At 42.3% G+C, this 17,511-nt stretch carries 16 protein-coding genes; 11 read left to right on the top strand and 5 right to left on the bottom strand.

Annotated elements, in window-relative coordinates; translation table 11 throughout:
• The first annotated feature begins 32 nt into the window (after window positions 1-32).
• Together hisS and DWW10_RS26045 are read left to right on the top strand one after the other, a co-directional pair.
• Window positions 33-1,397, top strand: coding sequence for a histidine--tRNA ligase (hisS, locus tag DWW10_RS12800; RefSeq protein WP_022393535.1), 1,365 nt, complete (start codon window positions 33-35; stop codon window positions 1,395-1,397).
• Window positions 1,398-1,474: 77 nt separating this feature from the next.
• A complete protein-coding gene (locus DWW10_RS26045) occupies window positions 1,475-1,642 on the top strand; it encodes a hypothetical protein (protein ID WP_007214867.1) in 168 nt (55 codons plus the stop codon).
• 140 nt (window positions 1,643-1,782) lie between these two features.
• Here DWW10_RS26045 and DWW10_RS12805 read toward each other — a convergent pair whose 3' ends face one another.
• A complete protein-coding gene (locus DWW10_RS12805) occupies window positions 1,783-2,634 on the bottom strand; it encodes a bile acid:sodium symporter family protein (protein ID WP_022393534.1) in 852 nt (283 codons plus the stop codon).
• Window positions 2,635-2,879: 245 nt separating this feature from the next.
• Here DWW10_RS12805 and DWW10_RS12810 point away from each other — a divergent pair, with 245 nt between their 5' ends.
• From DWW10_RS12810 to DWW10_RS12825, 4 genes are all read left to right on the top strand, one after another.
• Complete coding sequence (locus DWW10_RS12810; protein ID WP_007664495.1) at window positions 2,880-3,152, top strand: co-chaperone GroES; 273 nt, start codon at window positions 2,880-2,882, stop codon at window positions 3,150-3,152.
• A 38-nt stretch (window positions 3,153-3,190) separates the two neighbouring features.
• Window positions 3,191-4,828 (top strand): chaperonin GroEL, encoded by a 1,638-nt coding sequence (gene groL / locus DWW10_RS12815; protein WP_022393533.1) that lies wholly within the window; start codon window positions 3,191-3,193, stop codon window positions 4,826-4,828.
• Window positions 4,829-5,094: 266 nt separating this feature from the next.
• Window positions 5,095-5,313 (top strand): winged helix-turn-helix domain-containing protein, encoded by a 219-nt coding sequence (locus DWW10_RS12820; RefSeq protein ID WP_007664492.1) that lies wholly within the window; start codon window positions 5,095-5,097, stop codon window positions 5,311-5,313.
• Window positions 5,314-5,461: 148 nt separating this feature from the next.
• A complete protein-coding gene (locus tag DWW10_RS12825) occupies window positions 5,462-6,493 on the top strand; it encodes a threonine aldolase family protein (RefSeq protein WP_118422061.1) in 1,032 nt (343 codons plus the stop codon).
• Between the two features lie 305 nt (window positions 6,494-6,798).
• Here the strand turns inward: DWW10_RS12825 and DWW10_RS12830 are convergent, their stop codons facing one another.
• On the bottom strand, window positions 6,799-9,309 hold the full coding sequence (locus tag DWW10_RS12830) for a bifunctional glycoside hydrolase family 9 protein/polysaccharide deacetylase (protein ID WP_022393531.1): 2,511 nt from the start codon (window positions 9,307-9,309) through the stop codon (window positions 6,799-6,801).
• Window positions 9,310-9,624: 315 nt separating this feature from the next.
• On the opposite strand from DWW10_RS12830, the gene DWW10_RS12835 reads away from it, so the two are divergent.
• Together DWW10_RS12835 and DWW10_RS12840 are read left to right on the top strand one after the other, a co-directional pair.
• Window positions 9,625-10,575: a DnaJ C-terminal domain-containing protein gene (locus DWW10_RS12835; protein ID WP_022393530.1), complete on the top strand. Its 951-nt coding sequence runs from the start codon at window positions 9,625-9,627 to the stop codon at window positions 10,573-10,575.
• A 14-nt stretch (window positions 10,576-10,589) separates the two neighbouring features.
• Window positions 10,590-10,877: a chaperone modulator CbpM gene (locus DWW10_RS12840; RefSeq protein ID WP_022393529.1), complete on the top strand. Its 288-nt coding sequence runs from the start codon at window positions 10,590-10,592 to the stop codon at window positions 10,875-10,877.
• 75 nt (window positions 10,878-10,952) lie between these two features.
• Here the strand turns inward: DWW10_RS12840 and DWW10_RS12845 are convergent, their stop codons facing one another.
• The 3 genes from DWW10_RS12845 to DWW10_RS12855 form a co-directional block, all read right to left on the bottom strand.
• Window positions 10,953-12,659 carry an acyl-CoA dehydrogenase family protein gene (locus DWW10_RS12845; protein WP_022393528.1) on the bottom strand — a complete coding sequence of 569 codons (1,707 nt, stop codon included), beginning with the start codon at window positions 12,657-12,659 and terminating at the stop codon, window positions 10,953-10,955.
• Between the two features lie 3 nt (window positions 12,660-12,662).
• Window positions 12,663-13,682 (bottom strand): electron transfer flavoprotein subunit alpha/FixB family protein, encoded by a 1,020-nt coding sequence (locus DWW10_RS12850; RefSeq protein WP_022393527.1) that lies wholly within the window; start codon window positions 13,680-13,682, stop codon window positions 12,663-12,665.
• Between the two features lie 83 nt (window positions 13,683-13,765).
• Window positions 13,766-14,659: an electron transfer flavoprotein subunit beta/FixA family protein gene (locus tag DWW10_RS12855; protein ID WP_022393526.1), complete on the bottom strand. Its 894-nt coding sequence runs from the start codon at window positions 14,657-14,659 to the stop codon at window positions 13,766-13,768.
• A 598-nt stretch (window positions 14,660-15,257) separates the two neighbouring features.
• Here DWW10_RS12855 and DWW10_RS12860 point away from each other — a divergent pair.
• From DWW10_RS12860 to DWW10_RS12870, 3 genes are read left to right on the top strand one after another with little or no spacing between them, the layout of a single operon-like run.
• Window positions 15,258-16,064 (top strand): polyphosphate polymerase domain-containing protein, encoded by an 807-nt coding sequence (locus tag DWW10_RS12860; protein WP_022393525.1) that lies wholly within the window; start codon window positions 15,258-15,260, stop codon window positions 16,062-16,064.
• Window positions 16,061-16,732, top strand: a complete 672-nt coding sequence (locus DWW10_RS12865; RefSeq protein WP_022393524.1) for a DUF4956 domain-containing protein — start codon at window positions 16,061-16,063, stop codon at window positions 16,730-16,732. The genes DWW10_RS12860 and DWW10_RS12865 overlap by 4 nt, the downstream gene beginning before the upstream one ends.
• Window positions 16,733-16,752: 20 nt before the next feature.
• Window positions 16,753-17,490 (top strand): DUF2490 domain-containing protein, encoded by a 738-nt coding sequence (locus DWW10_RS12870; RefSeq protein WP_022393523.1) that lies wholly within the window; start codon window positions 16,753-16,755, stop codon window positions 17,488-17,490.
• Window positions 17,491-17,511: the final 21 nt, after the last annotated feature.

Below are 17,511 nucleotides of genomic sequence, written 5' to 3' on the forward strand. Positions count from 1 at the left end.
TTGCATTCCAAACTAAATAATATAGAATAATTATGGCAGCAAAACCAGGTATTCCCAAAGGAACCCGTGACTTTTCGCCAGTAGAGATGGCGAAGCGTAACTATATATTCAATACCATTCGCGATGTATACCACCTCTATGGTTTTCAGCAGATTGAAACACCTGCAATGGAAATGCTTTCTACACTGATGGGGAAGTATGGTGAAGAAGGTGATAAACTCCTGTTCAAGATACAGAACTCAGGTGACTATTTTTCCGGACTGACTGATGAGGAACTGCTGAGTCGTAATGCTGCTAAACTTGCCAGTAAATTCTGTGAGAAAGGTTTGCGTTATGATCTCACTGTGCCGTTTGCCCGCTACGTGGTAATGCATCGTGATGAAATAACTTTCCCTTTCAAACGTTATCAGATACAACCCGTTTGGCGTGCAGATCGTCCACAGAAGGGACGTTATCGTGAATTTTATCAATGTGACGCTGATGTAGTGGGTAGTGACTCTTTACTGAATGAAGTAGAGTTGATGCAGATTGTTGATACAGTCTTTACTCGTTTTGGTATCCGGGTTTGTATTAAGATCAATAACCGTAAGATTCTGACCGGTATCGCCGAGATTATTGGTGAGGCTGATAAAATAGTGGATATCACAGTAGCCATTGATAAGCTGGATAAAATAGGTCTGGACAATGTGAATGCAGAACTGAAAGAAAAAGGTATCAGTGATGAAGCTATTGCGAAACTACAACCTATTATTCTGCTGAGTGGTACGAATGAAGAAAAACTGACTACTTTGAAAGAAGTGCTTGCGGGTAGTGAGATCGGTCAAAAAGGTGTGGAAGAAAGCGAGTTTATCTTGAAAACTCTGTCTGTTTTCGGTTTGAAAAATGAACTGGAACTGGATCTGACGCTTGCCCGCGGGTTGAACTACTACACTGGCGCTATCTTTGAAGTGAAAGCCTTGGATGTGCAGATCGGAAGTATCACAGGTGGCGGCCGCTATGATAATCTGACCGGTGTATTCGGTATGGCTGGTGTTTCCGGTGTAGGTATCTCTTTTGGAGCCGATCGTATCTTCGATGTATTGAATCAGCTTGACCTTTATCCGAAGGAAGCTGTGAACAGTACACAACTTCTCTTTATTAACTTTGGTGAGAAAGAAGCTGCTTACTCTCTGAATGTACTTGCCAAGGTACGGACCGAAGGTATTCGTGCAGAAATTTTTCCGGATTCTTCAAAGATGAAAAAACAAATGAGCTATGCTAATGCCAAAAACATTCCATTTGTAGCCCTTGTGGGAGAGAATGAAATGAATGAGAATAAGGTGACGCTGAAGAATATGGAGACTGGTGAACAGAGCTTGGTTTCGGCCGAAGAATTGATACAAACTTTAAAGAAATAAAAACTTCATAAAAGGGTAAACTCTTTGTAGTCCATCTTGGTTATCTTTGTAGTACTAACCTAACAAAGATAACTATTATGGATGTTTTAGAACCGAAGTATTACGCAGCCATCGGTATGGTGATGACGTTAATAGCCGTAATATTCCTTTTCTTGATGGGGAGTGCTTTAGTACATTCTACCAAGAGCTTCTGGCAGGGATATTCGACAGAATTGAGTTGTGATACGGATCTGGATATTGACTAAACTGGCTTAGTTTATCATTTTTTCAGTCGCCAATTTCTTGTTGACAAGAACTTAACTCCCTGTTGACAAGAAGTTAACTTCTTGCATGCAAGGTCTTAACTTCTTGTAAGAGGGAATTTTAGTGTAATTTTCACTGTTGATTATCTTCTCTTTACTATTCCCACATATACTAATAAGATAATATTCATCATCAGCGCATAAATAATGGCTGGTATAGCAATTACATCATTATTGAATATAAACGGGCTGCTTGCAATAGCAATACTTTGAGCTGCATTCTGCATTCCTATTTCAATGATAAGTGTGCGTTGCTCTTTTCTGTTCAATTTCATTAGCCAAGAGATTATATATCCTCCACCCATAGCCAGCAAAATCATCATTGTGATACACAATCCTAATCGTCCGATCTGTGCAGCTATCGTTTCGTGATGTTGTATGAAGAAGACAGAAGCTAATAATATCAAGGCGGGAAAAGCTACTTTAGATAACACTTTGTGTATCCGTTCGGCCGCTTTAGGACAGAAACGTTTTGTTAAAATACCTGTTGCAATGGGGAGCAACATAAGTAGTAAATTCTGGGCGATGAGGCTACCGACAGGTAAGTGTATGATCATTCCACTATTGTCTCCTGCAACTTGTGTGGCAAACTCCATAATGACAGGAATAGTGAATAGGGTGATAATGCTGCTGAGGGCAGTTAACGAAACGGAAAGTGCCACATCGCCTTTGGCAATCATAGAGAATATATTGGAAGAACTTCCTCCCGGAGAACAGGCTATGAGTACCAATCCAATAAAAAATAGAGGTTCCAGATGAAACAGATACCCCAGTGCAAAGGCTAATACAGGTAAAAGAATTATCTGTCCTATCAATCCTGCAATTACAGGATAGGGGCGTTGACGAAATAATTTAAAATCTTTAATTTCAAGTGTCAATCCCAGCTCAAACATTAATAATGTGAGAATGGGCAAAACAATCCAGACTGCATTCATGTTCTAAAAACGTTTTTTGAGGGGGCAAAGATAATGCAAATCATGAAAAGTTATGCTGAGATGCCGCTTATCTTCTCTAAAGATAATGGAATATTGTCTTATTCTTTGCCAATTTGGCAGTTTTATACTGACAGAAATTTAGCTTTGCTGTTTGGCACGCTTTTCGCAATTTATTTTGCGTCTCACCAATAACGAGGCAAGACATTACTATAATAAATGTATAACATATAAAAAACAAAAGAACTATGAACATTAAACCATTGGCAGACAGAGTGCTGATACTCCCTGCACCTGCAGAAGAGAAAACAATTGGCGGTATCATTATTCCGGATACAGCAAAAGAAAAACCTTTGAAAGGTGAAGTTGTGGCAGTTGGTCACGGTACGAAAGATGAAGAGATGGTATTGAAGGTGGGCGACAACGTTTTGTATGGCAAGTATGCCGGTACTGAACTGGAAGTTGAAGGCACTAAATATCTGATTATGCGTCAAAGTGACGTACTCGCTGTGTTAGGTTAATATAGTAATTATAAAATATTTAAATTGTAAATATCATTATGGCAAAAGAAATATTATTCAATATCGATGCCCGCGACCAATTGAAAAAAGGTATCGATACACTGGCAAATGCTGTGAAAGTAACTCTCGGCCCTAAAGGTCGTAATGTGATTATCGAAAAGAAATTCGGTGCTCCTCACATTACGAAAGACGGTGTAACTGTAGCTAAGGAAGTGGAACTGTCTGATGCATACCAGAATACGGGTGCACAGTTGGTGAAAGAAGTAGCTTCCAAGACTGGTGACGATGCTGGTGACGGTACTACTACTGCTACTGTATTGGCACAGGCTATTGTTGCTGAAGGCTTGAAGAACGTAACTGCCGGTGCAAGTCCTATGGATATCAAACGTGGTATTGACAAGGCTGTTGCCAAAGTGGTTGACTCAATTAAGTCACAGGCTGAAAAAGTAGGTGACAACTACGATAAGATTGAACAGGTTGCTTCTGTATCTGCAAACAATGATCCGGTTATCGGTAAGTTGATTGCTGATGCTATGCGTAAAGTTTCTAAAGACGGTGTAATTACTATCGAAGAAGCTAAGGGAACTGATACTACTATTGGTGTGGTAGAAGGTATGCAGTTTGATCGTGGTTACCTTTCCGCTTACTTCGTTACTAATACGGAGAAGATGGAGTGTGAAATGGAAAAACCGTATATCCTGATCTACGACAAGAAGATTTCTAACCTGAAAGATTTCTTGCCTATCCTGGAACCTGCTGTACAAACCGGACGTCCTCTGTTGGTAATCGCAGAAGATGTGGATAGTGAAGCTTTGACTACGTTGGTTGTAAACCGTCTGCGTTCTCAATTGAAGATTTGTGCTGTGAAAGCTCCGGGCTTCGGTGACCGTCGTAAAGAAATGCTGGAAGATATCGCCGTATTGACTGGTGGTGTAGTGATCAGTGAGGAAAAGGGTCTGAAACTGGAACAGGCTACCATCGAAATGCTAGGTACTGCTGATAAGATCACAGTTTCTAAAGATAACACTACTATCGTAAACGGTGCCGGTGACAAACAAAATATCAAGGAACGTTGCGAACAGATTAAAGCTCAGATTGCTGCTACTAAATCTGATTATGACAAAGAAAAATTGCAGGAACGTCTGGCTAAATTGTCTGGTGGTGTTGCTGTTCTTTACGTAGGTGCTGCTTCTGAAGTTGAAATGAAGGAGAAGAAAGACCGTGTAGACGATGCTTTGCGTGCAACACGTGCTGCTATAGAAGAAGGTATCGTACCGGGTGGTGGCGTAGCTTACATCCGTGCACTCGATGCATTGGAAGGCTTCAAAGGTGATAACATCGATGAAACTACCGGTGTTGACATTATCAAGCGTGCTATTGAAGAACCGTTGCGCCAGATCGTTGCCAATGCAGGTAAAGAAGGTGCTGTAGTTGTACAGAAAGTACGTGAAGGTAAAGGTGACTACGGTTACAATGCTCGTACTGATATATATGAAAACTTGCATGCTGCCGGTGTAGTTGATCCTGCAAAGGTTGCTCGTGTAGCTTTGGAAAATGCTGCTTCTATTGCAGGTATGTTCCTGACTACTGAATGTGTAATCGTTGAAAAAAAGGAAGACAAACCTGAAATGCCAATGGGTGCTCCCGGTATGGGCGGCATGGGTGGCATGATGTAATACCCGTTTTTCCCTGAACTCATAATTATAATAAATGACCACAGTATCTCTATGAAGGTACTGTGGTCTTTTTTTCTCTTTTCTAGTCTTTTTCTACTCATATTACCTGTATATTATTACGAAACTGTTACAATTTTGATTAAAAAAGATATCTTTTGTTCGTTTTTTATGTTTTATAAATAAAAAGTGATACCTTTAGGGTGATAAATTAGGATAACCTAAACAAAAACCAATCAATTATTTAACCTTTTTAATGACGAGAAGAGATGAACAAAAGCGACATCGGCCTGAACGCAGGCAAGATTTGGAGGTTGCTTAGCAATTACGCCAAATGGGACTATGGGACTTTGAAGAGAAAGTCCGGGCTGAAGGACAAAGAACTGGGAGCCGCCTTGGGATGGTTAGCTTGTGAAGACAAGATTGTATTGCACCAAGAGAACGAAGAGCTCTACATTTTTTTGGGCGTGAATGTTTATATCGGCTAAAGAATGAAAAAACCGATTGAAAACCTAAACGAAAGCGTGGATTTTTAAAATCCACGCTTCTTTTTTTCTGCTAACGAATATATTTCGTTCCTTTGCATGCTCTTAGTAGTAAATGATAATTCGGGTGCTAAGATAATTTATCGATAAAATGAATATGACTATGAGAAGTTTTGCTTCAGACAACAATTCCGGTGTACATCCATTGGTGATGGAAGCACTAAACCGGGCAAACCAAAATCATGCAGTAGGCTACGGTGACGATCCTTGGACGGAGGAAGCCATCCGTAAAATCAAGGAGACATTTACAGCTGATTGTGAACCGCTTTTTGTTTTTAATGGAACAGGTAGTAATGCAGTAGCTTTACAGTTGGCTACGCGTCCTTATAATTTGATTCTTTGTGCGGAGACAGCGCATATTTATGTGGATGAATGTGGTGCTCCTGCACGTATGACAGGTTGCCAGATCCGTCCGATTGTAACACCGGATGGTAAACTCACCCCAGAGTTGGTACAGCCTTATTTAAAGAATTTTGGCGAACAACATCATTCCCAGCCGGGTACTATTTATATTTCCCAATGTTCGGAATTGGGTACTGTTTATACTCCGGAGGAATTGAAGGCATTAACAGCTTTAGCGCATAAACATGGTATGTATGTACACATGGATGGTGCACGTCTGGCGAATGCGTGTGTAGCTTTGAATCTTAGTTTCAAGGAACTTACGGTTGATTGTGGTATTGATATACTTAGTTTTGGTGGAACAAAGAATGGTTTGATGCTTGGGGAAAGCGTAGTCATTTTTAATCCGGAGCTCAAAAAAGAGGCACTTTATGTGCGGAAGCAATCGGCCCAGTTAGCTTCTAAATTACGTTATCTTTCTTGTCAGTTCACAGCTTACCTTACAGATGATTTGTGGAAAAAGAATGCTATGCATGCCAATGCAATGGCACAAAAACTGTATGATGGTTTGAAGGTATTGCCGGATGTACATTTCACACAGAAGATGGAGAGTAACCAGTTATTCCTGACTATGCCTCGTTCGGTTATTGATAAGCTGATGAAGTCTTACTTCTTCTATTTCTGGAACGAAGCTGAAAATGAAATTCGTTTTGTGACTTCTTTTGATACAACAGAGGAAGATATACAGACCTTGTTACAGGCAGTAAAAGATAGTTTCTAATTTTCCTTATTGTGCACTTATCTGCATCACCCCACACACTTATTTGCATCAGGTTGAAGACTTATCTGTGTAGGGTGATGCACTTATCTGCGTAGGCTGATGCACTTATCTGCATCAAAATCTTCTTCATCATATTATAAAAGTGGCAGAAAAAAGCTCCGGACCTTCTCAGGCATGGAGCTTTGGCTTGAAACTTTTTCCCTTGGGGGTGGGAAAAAGCCTACTGAAAACAAACCGATTGAATATTACCTTAAATACCTTTGCATGATAACCTTTAACTAACCTTTTTATGATAATCGTATGGACTACATTCCTATTGCTTCGAGTACGGGTACAAAAGTATAGCCTTTCCGTTTCAATGTTTTAATCATTTTATCCAGATAACCATTATAGAATTTATCCGTACGGCGATCGTCCGTACCGAAGTGTATCAACATCAAATGTCCGTTTAAACCTTCTTTTTTCTCTACTTCCATGATTTTATCATAGATGAACTTACTGCTGCGATATTTCTGTCCCATATCCGGGGTAGTGTAATCTGCATTACTCATTGTACCGGGCGTATAGTTGATAAGTTGGATACCCATATTTTTTGCCCATGCAGCTATTTCTTTATTATAGTATTCATAAGGCGGGATATATACCGGAGCATCTTTGTATTCGATACCTGCCTCGCGCATACCTGCGTAGCTTTTTAGCATATCCTGTTCAAACTGCTCACGGGTTACTAATAGGGAATCGCGATTTTCCCACGGCATATACAGTAAGTGTCCATAACTGTGGCTACCTACCAGATGTCCTTCGGTACGCAGACGTTTGACTACTTCAGGGTAGAGTTCGTAGAATTCACCGGTGAAGAAAAATCCACCTTTGATGCCATACTTCTTCAGTGTGCTGATGATAGCATCGGCACCGTCTGCTTTATCAGCTGCAGTAAAGACAAGTGTAATTTGTTTTTTTGATGGATCAGTGCGAATGATACCACCATTTACATATACATTCTTATCGCTTTGAACGTTAGCTTGTTTCATGCCCTCTTTTTGCATGGCGGAGAGGTAATAAGTGAGACAGGCAGTTCCATCCATAGTCGGCTCATTGGTCGAATAGTCATGAATAGCATCGTGATATACCATCAGGTCCGGTTGAAAGCGTTCATAATCTTGTCCGGGAGTACCGGGAATACCAGTCATATTTACTCCACGCAGACTTTCAAAAATAGTGCGGTAAACTGGTCCGTCTACCAATCCGCCTGTAGTGTTGCCTACTCCTGCATTTAGTAATGAAGAGTGGGGTTGTGAAGGATAATCTCCATATAGAGGAAGTTCTACGATCATACTGGTTCCCCATGGGTTACAACCGAACAACCAGTCGAGCATGGCGGCTTCCATTTCTTTGTATGTTTCATCACCTGTTGCTTCACGATACAGGCGGCACTGTGTCAACATGGCAGTTGTTAAGTTGTTAGAACACCAAGTGTAGGGAATGCCATGCATGAATGGGCTTTCGACTGCTTTCTCGTAGGTACGTACAATACCGGTATGCATGTTTCGGATGAATTCTTTGCTGAGGCGGTCATTGTTTACTTTTGCTAAGTGGTAATGTCCCATATTCATGAACGGATACCATTGGTAGTGGCGTGCACTGTCAGCACCCATCCATGGGGTAACAGGTTCACGTCGTCCATACTCAACGGCTTGCTGCAGATATGTCAGATCTCCGGTACTCTTAAACAGTTCCATGGCTCCCAACTCCATATCGTCTACCCAGTTATCTTCTTCATAGATATACGGAGACAAGACGGATGCCGTTTGACAAGCCCCTGGTTTCTTTACTCCTTCCTGATAGGCTGCATCAGCCTTTGCCTCTATTTCGGCTGCAAATTCCGGATAGAAATTCTTCAGGAGGCGTGCGCCAAGGGCGAAGCAGGAAGCATATTTGCCTGCCGTGCTGGCTACACCTGTAGTTGCGTTCATAAACTGGCCACGTACCTGAGGTTCACCACTACAGAAATAAACAGGACGTCCGTTACCTGGACCGTAGCCATAGTCCACTTTATCTTCGTTGGGCAGACGCATACCGGCGTGGTCACGGTCGTCAGCAATCTGGTTGTACAGTTCGCCGGGAGCGGGATTCATGCGATTTAACCAGTCCAGTCCCCATTTTATTTCGTCTACAATGTCAGGGATACCGTTAGCACCGGGAAGTCCGGCAGCATCATAGAAATCACCGAAAGATTCCGGATTTTCCTGATAGGCGAACATCATCTGATAAATAGCATTGGCAGAAGTTGTGGTATATTGCAGATAATCCGTTGCATCGTGCCAGCCACCACGGACATCAATGTGTTGTCCCGTCTTAGTGGGATGATACAAGATGTAGCCATCGTGCACATGACAGCTGTCTTTCAGGAAAGGATTATAACCGCAGCGCTGCTGACGCATATAGTTCAATAAGAAATCTGCAGTTCCATTGTATACATGGTTATTGATGGGAAAATGGGGAGATACAGCTTTACCTGCTTTCAGGTAATAGGTTCCCGGTTGATTGAAATCGCTAAAATTCAAACGATAAGTACTCTTCATTAGGCCCATCTTTCCGGTTGATTTGATAGAATTGAAAGTTCTAACTGTTTGTCCGGTGAAGGCATCTACAAGTGCATAATCTTGTATGTCAGTGGGTTCTTCACTCATGAATATTGCTACTTTTACAGATTGCGGCAAGTAGCCAAGTTGGTTTATGCGTATCCATGAATCTGCTTTGGTTTGCAGAACGATGAAAGTGAGTGCTACCGTAAGTAGCCAATGGTTACTTTTCATAATAAGTCAATATATTAAGGTTGGGGGAATTATGCTTTCTGTAAATGCATGATTTTATATACAAATAAAGTGTTTTCCGTTTATTTTAGGAAGTTTTAGCATGAATAATTAATTGACGTTACGAGTCGTTTACATTGTTTTAGAATTAAAAAGACGTTAATGAAGCTTTCTATAAATGGATATTTTGTTGATTATCTATGGTTTATGCTTTTTAATACTCCTTTTTAGTTTTCGTTTATGTATTTTAATATTCAAAACACCTACTTGGTGCGTTATTTGTGATAGGGTATATAAGAATAACAAAATTTATAGACTATGGCTTATATAGATTATTATCAAGTCCTTGGGGTAGATAAGACGGCAAGCCAGGATGATATAAAGAAAGCGTTCCGTAAATTGGCACGTAAATATCATCCTGATCTGAATCCGAACGATTCTTCTGCCAAGGATAAATTTCAGGCAATTAATGAAGCAAATGAAGTGCTGAGTGACCCTGAAAAGCGTAAAAAATACGATGAGTATGGTGAGCACTGGAAGCATGCCGATGAATTTGAAGCTCAAAAGCGTGCCCGTCAGGAGGCAGGTGCCGGTAGATTTAGTGGCTTTGGCAGCGGTTCGGGTGCAGGATATGGTACGGATGGTAGTTCTTACTGGTATTCATCCGATGGGCAGGAATTTTCCGGCCATGGTGGCGGCTTCTCCGATTTCTTTGAATCTATGTTCGGAAACCGGGGGCGTGGAGGTACTAATGCAGGCTTCCGCGGACAGGACTACCATGCAGATTTAAACCTTTCGCTTCGTGATGCAGCCCAGACTCATAAACAAGTGCTGACTGTAAACGGTAAGAATGTGCGCATTACTATTCCTGCAGGGGTAGCAAACGGGCAAGTAATCAAATTGAAAGGTTATGGTGGCGAAGGCGTGAACGGTGGACCTGCCGGAGACTTGTACATAACATTTGTGATTGCGGATGATCCGGTATTCAAGCGTTTAGGAGATGACTTGTATGTGGATGTGCCTATTGATCTTTATACCGCTATCCTGGGTGGTGACCAATTGGTGGACACTTTGGATGGAAAGGTGAAACTGAAAGTGAAACCCGAAACACAGAACGGTACGAAGGCTCGTTTGAAAGGTAAGGGATTTCCTGTATATAAGAAAGAAGGACAGTTCGGTGACCTCATTGTGACTTATTCCGTGAAACTGCCGACGAACTTGACGGAAGAACAGAAAGAGTTGTTCCGTAAACTTCAAAGTATGAACTAAAAGGAGGTAGCACTATGCAGAATGAATTAATCATAGTCAGCGAGTATTGTCGCAAATGCCACATTGAACCGTCGTTTATCGATTTGTTACAGGAAGGTGGCCTGATAGAAGTAATGACCGAAGGTGGGGAACGCTATCTGACATTTACCCAACTGCCGGAGGTGGAACGTTACAGTCGTATGTATTATGACTTATCCATCAATATTGAAGGAATTGATGCCATCCATCACCTGTTACAGCGTATGGAAGAGATGCAGAATGAACTTCATGAGTTACGCAGTCAGTTGAGACTGTTCCGGTAAGGAGCTTTATTTATGAAAAAGAAGGCTGTCTCATTGATTTTGAGGCAGCCTTCTTTAAATATAGTAATCGGTTAATTACTTGCGATAGTTATCCAGTTCTTCAACTTTGAATTTACGGATGAAATTGAAGTGCTTTTCTACTTCAGCTTCAGCATAGTTCAAATAAACAATAGCTGATTTTGCGAACAACTCAGGTGCTTTGGTTGCATCCTGGATGAGAAGATGAGACATTACGCATACAGCAGCCATTTCGTAAAGACGACGGGCTACGAAGTCCAGCAACTCTTGATTTGCAGTTTCTTTCGTTGCATTGGTGGCAGCCTCAAACTTATTTGTCATTTCTTTCAGGCGATCCATCAGCGGTTGCATTTCTTCACTGCAAGGAATTGTTTCATAATCACGGAGAGTAGCAGCATACGAACCATTTGTTACATAACGGATAGCAGCTACGGTCTGTAATTGGGTAGTACCTTCATAGATACTGGTGATACGTGCATCACGATAAATACGTTGGCAAGCATATTCCAACATGAAACCGGAACCACCATGAATCTGGATACAATCATAGGCATTCTGGTTTGCATATTCTGAGTTCATACCTTTTGCCAGCGGAGTGAAAGCATCAGCAAGCTTAGAATACTTCTTCTGTTCCTGGCGTTCTTCCGGAGTCAGCTTACGTTCGCGGGAAATATCATCCAAAGCTTTATAAACGTCTACGTAACGAGAAGTTTGGTATAACAGTGCACGTCCGGCATCCAATTTTGCTTTCATGATGGCGAGCATGTCATATACTGCCGGGAATTCGATGATAGCTTTGCTGAACTGTTTACGGTCCTTTGCATATGCCAAACCTTCGTTGTAGGCAGCTTGTGACAGACCTACCGACTGTGCGGCAATACCCAATCGTGCACCGTTCATCAATGCCATTACATACTTGATCAAACCAAGTTTACGATCGCCGCAAAGTTCAGCTTTTGCATTCTTATAAACAAGTTCACAAGTTGGAGAACCGTGAATACCTAATTTATTTTCGATACGGCGTACATCTACGCCACCTTCGCGCTTATCATAGATAAACATGGACAATCCACGACCATCTCTGGTTCCTTCTTCCGAACGGGCCAGTACGAGGTGTAAGTCTGCATCACCATTCGTGATGAAACGCTTCACACCATTCAGACGCCAGCAATTTTCTTTTTCGTCGAAAGTAGCCTTCAGCATCACACTCTGCAAGTCGGAACCGGCATCGGGTTCTGTCAAATCCATAGACATGGTTTCACCGGCACAGATACGTGGAATGAAACGGCTGTGCTGATCTTCGTTACCGAACTCATACAGTGTTTCGATACAGTCTTGCAGAGACCAGATATTACCGAACCCGGCATCGGCTGCTGCTACAATCTCGGCACACATGGTGTACGGAGTGATGGGGAAGTTCAAACCACCGAAACGGCGTGGCATAGTCATACCATTCAGTCCGGCTTTCACCATTGCATCCAGGTTCTGTCTTGTACCGCTGGCATATTCCACACGACCGTTGGCACAGTGAGGACCTTCTTCGTCTACACCTTCGGCATTCGGGTTGATAATCTCTCCGGTGATTTCTCCGGTGATTTCAAGAACCTTATCATAAGAGTCCATTGCGTCCGCATAGTCTTGCGGGGCATAGTCAAATTTGTCTTTATCTTCGTATCCGCGCTCTTTCAGCTCACAGATACGTTCCATCATCGGGTTGTTCAGTTGGAACTTCAATTCAGGAACTTCGGTATAAAAATTAGCCATAGCTTACTTACTGTTCTGTTTGTAGTACTTAATCATTTTCGGAATCACTTCTTCCACCGTACCGTTGATTACATAATCAGCGATGGTGTTAATAGGAGCATTTTCATCATTATTGATAGAGATGATGATACCGCTTTCCTGCATACCGGCAATGTGCTGGATTTGTCCGGAGATACCGCAAGCGATATACAGTTTCGGACGTACCGTAATGCCTGTCTGACCGATCTGGCGATCATGGTCGCAGAAACCTGCATCGACAGCTGCACGGCTACCACCTACTTCAGCATGAAGTTCCTTGGCAAGTTCGAACAACATATCGAAACTTTCACGACTTCCCATACCGTAGCCACCGGCTACAACGATAGGAGCACCTTTCAGGTTGTGTTTAGCTTTCTCTACATGGCGGTCTATCACTTTCACTACATAGTCAGTAGTCGGTACATATTTGGCCACATCGTGGTTGATAACTTCACCCTGATAGTTGGCATCAAGGATTTCTTTCTTCATCACGCCTTCACGAACAGTTGCCATTTGTGGGCGGTGTTCGGGGTTGACAATAGTAGCAACGATGTTACCACCGAATGCCGGACGAATCTGATACAACAGATTTTCGTATACTTTACTTTCTTTCTTATCTTCATGGTTACCGATTTCCAGAGAGGTACAATCGGCAGTCAGTCCGCTGGTCAATGCAGAAGAAACGCGCGGGCCGAGGTCGCGACCAATAACGGTAGCACCCATCAGACAGATTTGCGGTTTTTCTTCTTTAAACAGATTGATTAATACGGAAGAGTGTGGCAGTGAAGTATAGGGGAACAAGCCCGGAGCGTCGAAGATATGAAGACGGTCAACGCCGAAAGGCAATACTTGTTTTTCGATACCGGCAAGGTTAGTGCCAGCAACTACGGCCTCCAATTGGCAACCCAGTTGATTAGCTAACTTGCGTCCTTTGGTAAGGAGTTCGAGACTTACTTCGGCAACTACGGTGCCTTCAAGTTCACAATATACAAATACGTTATTCATATTTCTTTTTAAGTTTTTGAGGTGACGAGTTGACAAGTTGACGAGGACATGCCTTGTTACCTTGTCTCTTGTCGCCTTGTTAACTACCCAATGGTGTGGTTAGCAAGTAGTTCAACAATAAGATCTTCTACATCCTGGTCGCTTCCGGTCAGCGTACGGCTTTCCTTGGCTTGGAAAGAGATGTTCTGAATGGCTTTCACTTTAGTCGGTGAGCCGCTGAGGCCACACTGTGCGAGGTCGCCATTGACGTCTGCCACACTCCATTCGGTGATGTTCAGATAAGGACATTTCTCGTAGATGTCGGCATAAGGCAGGATTGCACCTTCTTTGGTGATGGCAGCTTTTTCCTGTGCGCCGAGGGCACGTTTGTACTTCTGTACCAGTTTGGCATTACGCGGACGGCAGGGAGCTGCACTTCCGTTTACAGTAATAACGATGGGGAGAGGACCTTCTACAGTTTCCACACCACCGTCAATATGACGCTTAACGACAACGCGTCCTGTCGTTTTTTCAACGTTCAGGATTTCTTCGGCATAAGTGATCTGTGTCAAACCGAGCTTTTCGGCAACCTGCGGGCCTACCTGGGCCGTGTCACCGTCGATAGCTTGGCGTCCACCAATGATAATGTCATACTCGCCTATCTTCTTGATGGCAGTAGCGAGGGCATACGAAGTCGCTAAGGTATCTGCACCTGCAAAAGCGCGGTCAGTTAACAGGTAGCCGTTATCGGCACCACGAAACAGTCCTTCACGAATAACTTCGGCTGCGCGTCCCGGTCCCATGGTAAGGATGGTTACGGTAGAGCCCGGATGTGCATCTTTCAGACGAAGGGCTTGCTCAAGAGCATTCAAGTCTTCGGGGTTGAAGATAGCGGGAAGTGCCGCACGGTTAATGGTTCCGTCGGCTTTCATGGCATCTTTCCCAACATTACGTGTGTCGGGAACTTGTTTAGCCAATACTACGATTTTCAAACTCATGTTATTAATTATTAGTATTAGTATTTCTCAAAGTGTCAGTACCGGCAATGAGAGTAGGAGATGCATAGAACTCAACTACTGAAATTCTCCGGTTCATTAATTATCAGCGTGCAAAATTAGTCAAACTGTTTGTTCTGACAAGAAATGCGGGCAAAAAATGCACATTGAAAAGGATTTTGAGCAATATAGGGGGCTTTTAACGGAAAAGTTATGAACTAAAACAAGAACAGAATAATATTGCATATTATTTACAAATAGCAAATGTTTAAGGAAAAGTGGTATACTTAACCTAATTCAGTCGTATAGTGAATGCCATTCAGTCGTATACTGAATAGGGTTCTGTCGTATACTGAATACGGTCCGGAATATCATGTTGATAATCAAAAAGTTGCAAAGTGCCTTGCTGCTATTGATAAAACTTGACAAATTGTTAAAACATCATTGTTCTTATGGGAAAGAAAGGAATAAAAAAGTGATAAGGTGGTAAGGTGATAGGGCGATTTCCTTTATGTGTTTACCATCAAAAAAGCCTCGTTGGTTGATTTGATTTTTCTTGTAACAAGTCCCCGGTTATATTTGTCACAGAAACGAAACAGGTATGATAATAGAGGAAACTTTGAAAGAGATAACAGGAATGCTGGATTCCTTCAACCCTATTACATTGAAGGAAATGAGTCGTATCCGTTTGATGAACCGGACGGATACGAAATATCTGCTTCCGCTGGATACGTTGGCTGTACTGTTGAAACGTGCTGCCTGTGACTATCATGTACAGGAAGTAGCAGGCGAACGGAATATTGTTTATCATACTGTTTATCTGGATACTGCGGATAAAGCCATGTATCTGGCACATCAGAACGGACGGGCTGTACGGGAAAAAATCAGAGTACGGACGTATGTTTCCTCCAACCTCACGTTTCTTGAAGTGAAGAATAAAAACAATAAAGGGCGCACGGACAAGCAACGCATTCGCGTAACTACTCTTGATGCATTATCTGTCGAAGGAGCGGATGAGTTCTTGTCTTTGCATGCCTGGTATACTTTACCGCAACTGACGCCGCAACTCGAAAATCGTTTCCAGCGTATCACTCTTGTTAACCGGGCAATGACAGAAAGACTCACTATCGATACGGATATTTGTTTCCGGAATCTGATAAATGAGAATTTTGCTGCCCTGCCGGGACTTGCGGTTGTGGAACTGAAACGTGATGGGCGTACACCATCGCCTATTCGCGAAACTCTGAACGAGCTTCATGTTCGGCCTGCCGGTTTCAGTAAGTATTGTATGGGCTGTGTGCTGACCGATAGAGAATTAAAACAGAACCGTTTCAAACCTAAAATACGTAGGGCCAGAAAAATGGAAGCTGCAAGTGAGAATATACTAAATAATGATTTTATACTATGAATGAATTTTCAGAAATAGCTTTTATGGAAACGCCGCTGATAGATGCATCGGGTTTCATGGAACTACTGTTGCGCTTCGTCCTTAATATGGGAGTCGTGCTTGCTATTATTCGTTTTTTCTATTATCCGAAGAGTCGCCGTCGAGATTATTTTTTCACGTTTACACTTATCAGTATCAGTATTTTCCTGATGATTTTCCTGTTGGGCAGCGTGAAATTGAAAATAGGATTTGCACTTGGTTTGTTCGCCATCTTCGGCATAATTCGCTACCGGACAGAGTCAATGCCTGTGCGTGAGATGACTTACCTATTTGTTATTATAGCCATTTCAGTTATCAATGCACTGTCTGTAGAGTTGAGTTATGCCGAATTGGTAGCGACAAATTTATTGTTCGTAGTTTGTATCTGGCTATGTGAGAGTAATCGTTGGTTGAAACATATATCGTGCAAACTGGTGAAATATGACCGTATTGAACTGATCATTCCGCAACGAAGACAGGAATTGATTGAAGATCTGGAAAAGAGGACAGGGCTTAGTGTGACTAAAGTCGAGATCGGGCATATCGATTTTTTGCGAGATGCAGCTATACTAAAAGTATATTATGAGCCTGTAAGTGATGAGATAAATACAATTGATTCGTTAACCCGGATACCACGGGAAGGAGAATGAAAATAAAATAACTATGAGATATGGATAAACGAATATTCTTATTGAGCGCTCTTTTCTGTATGCTGGTTACAGGCGTGCATGCGCAAAGTGATGATTTGGGTATTTGGACCAGTGCCGAAGTCAGGAAGAAAATCTTTCCGGGCTTTGATGCTTCCATTGAAGGGGAGTTTCGTACTCGTGATGGTCTGAAGAACGTGGAACGTTGGGCGGCAGGAACAGGAGTAGCATATCGCATTACTCCTTATCTAAAGGCAGATGCCGGTTACACCTTTATTTATAGTCACCGTCCGGGCGAGACTACGAAAAAGGGAAACTATGTGTCTGACTACTGGTCACCCCGCCATCGTATGTATTTGTCTTTAACGGGTAAACTGACTTGGAACCGCTTTGATTTTTCATTGCGCGAACGCTATCAATATACATACCGTACTTCGCAGATGGTTTCTAAATACGATGGTGACGACGGTTCACAAAAGGCGGATGAAGAAATTACCGGAAAGGGTAAGAATGTACTCCGTTCGCGTTTGCAGGTAGAGTGGAATATAAAGAAATCCAATTTTGCGCCTTATGCTTCCTGCGAATTGTATCATTCTATGTCAGATAGTTGGACGTTGGATAAAACCCGGTGGACAGTCGGGACAGGTTATAAAATCAATAAAAAGAACTCACTGGACTTTTTTTATCGCTATCAGAACCATTCGGACGATGATGAAACAAATGGCCATGTGGTGGGTGCAGGATATAAATTCAAATTTTAAAGAGATTATTTATTGCTCTCA

Origin of the sequence: Bacteroides intestinalis (assembly GCF_003464595.1) — a bacterium.
GTDB classification, from domain to species: domain Bacteria; phylum Bacteroidota; class Bacteroidia; order Bacteroidales; family Bacteroidaceae; genus Bacteroides; species Bacteroides intestinalis_A.

Coding starts and splice junctions, on each gene's coding strand:
- DWW10_RS12840 (WP_022393529.1), top strand. CDS start 10,590: ATGCAGAATGAATTAATCATAGTCAGCGAGTATTGTCGCAAATGCCAC.
- DWW10_RS12855 (WP_022393526.1), bottom strand. CDS start 14,659: ATGAGTTTGAAAATCGTAGTATTGGCTAAACAAGTTCCCGACACACGT.
- DWW10_RS12860 (WP_022393525.1), top strand. CDS start 15,258: ATGATAATAGAGGAAACTTTGAAAGAGATAACAGGAATGCTGGATTCC.
- DWW10_RS12820 (WP_007664492.1), top strand. CDS start 5,095: ATGAACAAAAGCGACATCGGCCTGAACGCAGGCAAGATTTGGAGGTTG.
- DWW10_RS12805 (WP_022393534.1), bottom strand. CDS start 2,634: ATGAATGCAGTCTGGATTGTTTTGCCCATTCTCACATTATTAATGTTT.
- DWW10_RS26045 (WP_007214867.1), top strand. CDS start 1,475: ATGGATGTTTTAGAACCGAAGTATTACGCAGCCATCGGTATGGTGATG.
- DWW10_RS12825 (WP_118422061.1), top strand. CDS start 5,462: ATGAATATGACTATGAGAAGTTTTGCTTCAGACAACAATTCCGGTGTA.
- hisS (WP_022393535.1), top strand. CDS start 33: ATGGCAGCAAAACCAGGTATTCCCAAAGGAACCCGTGACTTTTCGCCA.
- DWW10_RS12810 (WP_007664495.1), top strand. CDS start 2,880: ATGAACATTAAACCATTGGCAGACAGAGTGCTGATACTCCCTGCACCT.
- DWW10_RS12850 (WP_022393527.1), bottom strand. CDS start 13,682: ATGAATAACGTATTTGTATATTGTGAACTTGAAGGCACCGTAGTTGCC.
- DWW10_RS12870 (WP_022393523.1), top strand. CDS start 16,753: ATGGATAAACGAATATTCTTATTGAGCGCTCTTTTCTGTATGCTGGTT.
- DWW10_RS12835 (WP_022393530.1), top strand. CDS start 9,625: ATGGCTTATATAGATTATTATCAAGTCCTTGGGGTAGATAAGACGGCA.
- DWW10_RS12845 (WP_022393528.1), bottom strand. CDS start 12,659: ATGGCTAATTTTTATACCGAAGTTCCTGAATTGAAGTTCCAACTGAAC.
- DWW10_RS12830 (WP_022393531.1), bottom strand. CDS start 9,309: ATGAAAAGTAACCATTGGCTACTTACGGTAGCACTCACTTTCATCGTT.
- DWW10_RS12865 (WP_022393524.1), top strand. CDS start 16,061: ATGAATGAATTTTCAGAAATAGCTTTTATGGAAACGCCGCTGATAGAT.
- groL (WP_022393533.1), top strand. CDS start 3,191: ATGGCAAAAGAAATATTATTCAATATCGATGCCCGCGACCAATTGAAA.